Origin of the sequence: Lactobacillus nasalidis (assembly GCF_016587775.1) — a bacterium.
GTDB lineage: Bacteria > Bacillota > Bacilli > Lactobacillales > Lactobacillaceae > Lactobacillus > Lactobacillus nasalidis.
This window is the reverse complement of the sequence record NZ_BOCG01000477.1, coordinates 1-4,684: the sequence shown is the minus strand read 5'-3', so window position 1 is coordinate 4,684 and position 4,684 is coordinate 1. Positions and strand designations below refer to the sequence as shown.

Below are 4,684 nucleotides of genomic sequence, written 5' to 3'. Positions count from 1 at the left end.
CTCCGGCGGCCTGGTCACCCTGATGCTGGCCAGCCAGCAGGCCGACCTGCTGGGCAAGGCGGTCGTGGCCGGCGTCTTCATTGACGGCCGCGGCATTCACAAGTACCACTACCTGACGGAAGGGGTGCGCCGCTTTTTGCGCTTTGACCGCGACAGCCGGGTGGAGCTGACCAAATCCTACATGGAGCCGGAAAGCCTGGAGAAGATCAAGATCCCGGTCCTTTGCGTGGTCGGGGAGAACGACTGGGTCAAAGTCGAACATGTCCGCTGGTACAGCAGCCTGATTCCAAACGGCCGCCTGGCACTGATGCCGCGGCAGACCCACGATTCCTACGTCGTGGACAGCCTGAAGATTCTGGACTTGATCAAAGATTTTTGCAAGGAATAATGAGAAAAAGGCTGATCAAAGCCGAACCTTTGCTATAATGGTACTGTAGACATAATAGATTCTATTAAATGAGAGTGTTTCTAAGGGGCTCATGATGACATCAATTACAAAAGAAGAAATTCATAAGCTGCTCAACCCGATGAAGCTGATCGGGCTGGGCGGCAATCCGCAATTGAACGAAAAGGTAGCCAGCACGCTGGGCGTTCCTTTGATCGAAACGACGGTTCACCACTTCAGCGACGGTGAAATCCAGGTCAACATCGCGGAAAGCGTCCGGGGCTGCGACGTCTTCGTCATCCAATCGATTCAAGATCCGGTAAATGAGAACTTCATGGAGCTGGAAATCGTCTTGGATGCCCTGCACCGGGCTTCAGCCCACACGGTCAACTGCGTGATTCCATACCTGGCTTACTCTCGTTCCGACACCAAGACCCGGTCCCGGGAACCGATCACGGCCAAGCTGATCGCCAACCTGCTGCAGCTGACCGGGATTGACCGGGTATTGACCATCGACCTGCACGCTTCCCAAATCCAGGGCTTCTACAACGTGCCGGTTGACCACCTGCACGCGATGCCGCTTTTAGGCCAGTACTTCCTGGACAACGGGATTGCTTCCAAGGATGACGACGACGTGGTTGTTGTCTCGCCTGACCACAGCGGCACCAAGCTGGCCCGGGTCTTTGGCCAGTACTTCAACGCGCCGATCGCCATCGTCGACCAGCGCGGCGCCCGCTATGACGACAGCGTGCACGACATGATCGGCGACGTCAAGGGCAAGAAGTGCATCATCGTCGATGACCTGATCGACACCGGCACCCGCCTGGCTTCATCAACCCGGTCAGTCTTCGCTGCCGGGGCCACCAAGGTTTACGCGGCTGCCACCCACGCCCTGCTGTCCCAGGACGCGACCAAGATTCTGAACGGCTTGCCGCTGGAACAAATCGTGGTTACGGATACCATCAAGCATGAGAAGTACCCTGACCGGATGGTCCGGATCTCAGTGGACCGCCTGCTGGCCAAGGGGATTGACCATATTTACAACGATCGCTCAATTCACGATATTTTTGATGAACAAAACCGCTTCACCAAAGACTAAGGCGCGATCAACCGGGAGACCGCTAAGCGGGTCTCCCTTTTTTGTTTTTGGAATGTGACTAAAAAAAGAAAAATACGCGAAAAAGGCTAAATACTGTTATCGGGCAAGGAAATCTTGCTATAATTTTGTTAGCTTTGACAGAGAGGATGAGATGATCGATGGCAAGAAGAAAGAACATTCAGAGACGGCGGGAGATCTTGAATAACACTTTCCGCCTGATCAGAGCCAATGGCTTTGACCACGTTTCCCTGCAGATGATTGCGGAGAACTCGGGGATTTCCAAGTCGCTGCTGCAGTCATACTACCCCCACAAGGCCCGGCTGATGACGGACATCGTCAGAAACCTGTTCAACACCATGTGGGACCAAGTGGAGCAGAACTATCACGCAGTAAAGAAGAATCCTTTTACCAGGGTGGACGCCATGATCTTTACGATCGCGACCCTGGGGATGACGGACAAGGGTCTGGACCGGGTAATCGCGGAGGCCTTTACCGACCAGACTTCTTTGGACAACTGGAGCCGGATGCTGGATGAATGGATGAAGTCACATGAAGCTTTTTCCGAATACAGCAACTATCAGGAAATCCGGACTGGAATCGCCTTTATCGTTACCGGGGTGGGCCGTTTGTACCGCGACCGCGACAAGCACGGCCTGGGCGCTGAGCAGATGGCAGACTACGCCACGAGCTCTTTGATGTACAGCTTCCTGCACGCCGACCCGGCTGAAATCGCGGCCGTGCTGGAGGAAGGCCACGGCATCATCGACGACAGCAACATTGGTGAGGTGCACCACGCGATCGACACCATGTTCGACGAAGGCAAGGTAATCTATAGTTAGGAGCAAACGCATGGCAGAAAGTTCCGGAAAGCGCAGACGAAGGAACAACTACGAAATCGCGGACAACGCGTTAGAATACAAGAAACCGACGGCATTCATCGCCTTCTTGCTGCTCAGCCTGCTGCTGGCCATGGGAACTTTTCTCAATCCCGCCTTTATGAAGCAGACGATCAAGACCGACAGCAACACGGTGGTTGTCAGCCAGCAGGTCAACAGCCACTTCAACCGCCTGGCCACGATCGTGAACGGGAGCAGCGATGAGAAGAACCTGATCTCAGACAGCCAGGCCCGGCAGGTGGCCGATTTGATCATCGACTACAAGTACGGCTGGCACTTCGTGCAGACCAGCAACCTCAGCCTGGCCAAGGACATCAAGACCGTGATCCTGAAGAAGGAGAAGACGGACACTGACCAGGTGGCCGCGATCCGCAAGAAGCTGAAGAAGCAGAAGAGCTCTTCAGTCTACATTGTCAGCAACGCCTTTGACCTGGCGACGGTCATGCTGGAAGCCAACCTGATCACCATCGTGCGGATCGTCAACATTCTGGTGATCCTGCTGTGCCTGGTGGCCCTGTTCTCGATTCTGCGGGACGCCTTTGGCAGCCATACCAAGCGGGCGGTGATCCACGACATGACCGCGGGGCTGATGTGGGCCGCTTTCTGGTTCATTTTGCTCTATGGCCTGCTGGCCATGGTACCGATCTTCATGGACACTTCGGTGATCACTGTGGCCGACCTGGGCTACTGGCTGGAAATCGCCAGCGGGGTCTTCCTGGACTTCGTGATCGCCGGCGTGATCATGTACGTCGTCAGCGCGATCCCTTGGCAGATAACGTCAAATTAGCGAATACAAAAAAGAGTGAAGCTAAGCTTCACTCTTTTTGTTTGGTCTGTTTTTATCTTCTTTTGTCTGTCGTTTTTGCCTATTTGAGGATGGTGATCTGCTTGCCTTTGGCGGCGATGTAGCCATCCTTTTTCAGCTTGCTGAATTCCCGGCTGAGCGTCTCGGGCGTGATGCCGAGCAGGCTGGCCAGGTCCTTTTTCTTTAAAGGCAGGGTAAAAGTGGCACTGCCGGCCTCATCGGCATAGTCCTGCAGGCTGGCGTAGAGGCGGGGGCCGGCTTCCAGGCTGTTGCGGCGCATGGCGTTCTTCTGGGCGCTAACCAGCCGCTTGCCGAACTCGTTTAAGAGGTGCAGGGACAGTTCAGGCGACTTTAAGAGCAGGTCCTGGAAATCGGCGTAGTTGATGGAGCAGGCCGTGCTGTCTTCCAAGGCCTCGATGAAGAGGTCGTCATTTTCGGTGTCGAAGAGGTTTTCCTCCCCGTTGATGTCGCCTTTCTGCATCAAGCTGAGCACCTGCTCATGGCCGTCGGGGCTGAGGCTGTAGACCTTGGCCCGGCCGGAGTCCAGGGACATCACGGACAATCTGCCGTCGCCCGGGGCATGGATCAGGCTCCCTTTTTTGAAAAACTGCTGGTGAGTCGAGATGTGCACCAGGTCCCGGCGCAGGTCGACGGGAAGGTTTTTAAAAATCGGCACGTGGCTGATACAGTTTAATTCGTCGTGTTGCTGAATGGTCATACGGTTTTACTTTTTCTTCTTATTACTGCTGGATTTCTTACTGCTAGATTTCTTGCTGCTAGATTTCTTGCTGCTGGATTTCTTGCTGCTAGACTTTTTACTGCTAGATTTCTTACTACTGGATTTCTTGCTGCTGGACTTTTTACTGCTGGTCGTCTTCTTGCTGTTTTTTTTTACAGCTTTGGAAGTCGTGATCTTCTTGCTCTTGACCGTGGAGATCTTCTTGCCGACCTTGTAAAGGTACTTGGCCAGGCCCTTTTGCTGCAGGTCCTTCTGACTGACCTTGCTCTTGCTCTGGGTGCTTGAGGAAGACACCTTGGTGGAGTAGGTCTGGCTGCTGTCGCTTTGCTTAAAGAGCTTGAAGCTGTAGGTCGCGATCTTCCCGGCTCTGACCGTGTACTGGTGGCCGGCAGTCAGCTGCAGCTTGCTCGGGTAGTAGGTAATCACTGTCTGGAAGTTGCCGAAGCCATAGTCGCTGTAGTTGGACACCTGGCTGGCGGTGACGGTCTTGCCGGTATCGTCGTCGGTGACGGTGATCTTCGGCGTCGAGTTCACGATCTTGTTGGAGAAGTAGAGGGACCAGGCGATGTTTTGCCCGTCTAGCAGCTCCAGCGGAAAGACCCCGGCGTTCGGGTAAGCCACCATTTCCCGGCTGGCGGTCCGCGAGCTGTCGCCAACGTTCAGCACCTGGTTGACCGAGTAGCGGTAGCCATTGCTGCCATAAGCGGCGCCGATCGAGATCTTGCTCAAGCGGGTGGACAGAAGCCAGGCCCGGTGGCCG

Annotated in this window: 5 protein-coding genes and 1 pseudogene; 4 read left to right on the top strand and 2 right to left on the bottom strand. The window is 54.8% G+C overall.

Annotation, left to right across the window (positions count from 1 at the left end):
- The 4 genes from lacNas_RS09115 to lacNas_RS09100 form a co-directional block, all read left to right on the top strand.
- The coding region (locus tag lacNas_RS09115) for an alpha/beta fold hydrolase (RefSeq protein WP_373868167.1) at positions 1 to 388 on the top strand (388 nt) is incomplete at its 5' end.
- A 103-nt stretch (positions 389 to 491) separates the two neighbouring features.
- A complete protein-coding gene (locus tag lacNas_RS09110) occupies positions 492 to 1,484 on the top strand; it encodes a ribose-phosphate diphosphokinase (protein WP_201330993.1) in 993 nt (330 codons plus the stop codon).
- A 158-nt stretch (positions 1,485 to 1,642) separates the two neighbouring features.
- A complete protein-coding gene (locus lacNas_RS09105; RefSeq protein ID WP_201330991.1) occupies positions 1,643 to 2,323 on the top strand; it encodes a TetR/AcrR family transcriptional regulator in 681 nt (226 codons plus the stop codon).
- Positions 2,324 to 2,333: 10 nt separating this feature from the next.
- Positions 2,334 to 3,167 carry a hypothetical protein gene (locus lacNas_RS09100; protein WP_201330990.1) on the top strand — a complete coding sequence of 278 codons (834 nt, stop codon included), beginning with the start codon at positions 2,334 to 2,336 and terminating at the stop codon, positions 3,165 to 3,167.
- A gap of 79 nt (positions 3,168 to 3,246) precedes the next feature.
- Here the strand turns inward: lacNas_RS09100 and lacNas_RS09095 are convergent, their stop codons facing one another.
- On the bottom strand, positions 3,247 to 3,897 hold the full coding sequence (locus lacNas_RS09095; protein ID WP_201330992.1) for a Crp/Fnr family transcriptional regulator: 651 nt from the start codon (positions 3,895 to 3,897) through the stop codon (positions 3,247 to 3,249).
- Between the two features lie 12 nt (positions 3,898 to 3,909).
- A pseudogene (locus tag lacNas_RS09090) lies at positions 3,910 to 4,684 on the bottom strand (CAP domain-containing protein); the annotation flags it as partial.

Coding starts and splice junctions, on each gene's coding strand:
- lacNas_RS09105 (WP_201330991.1), top strand. CDS start 1,643: ATGGCAAGAAGAAAGAACATTCAGAGACGGCGGGAGATCTTGAATAAC.
- lacNas_RS09100 (WP_201330990.1), top strand. CDS start 2,334: ATGGCAGAAAGTTCCGGAAAGCGCAGACGAAGGAACAACTACGAAATC.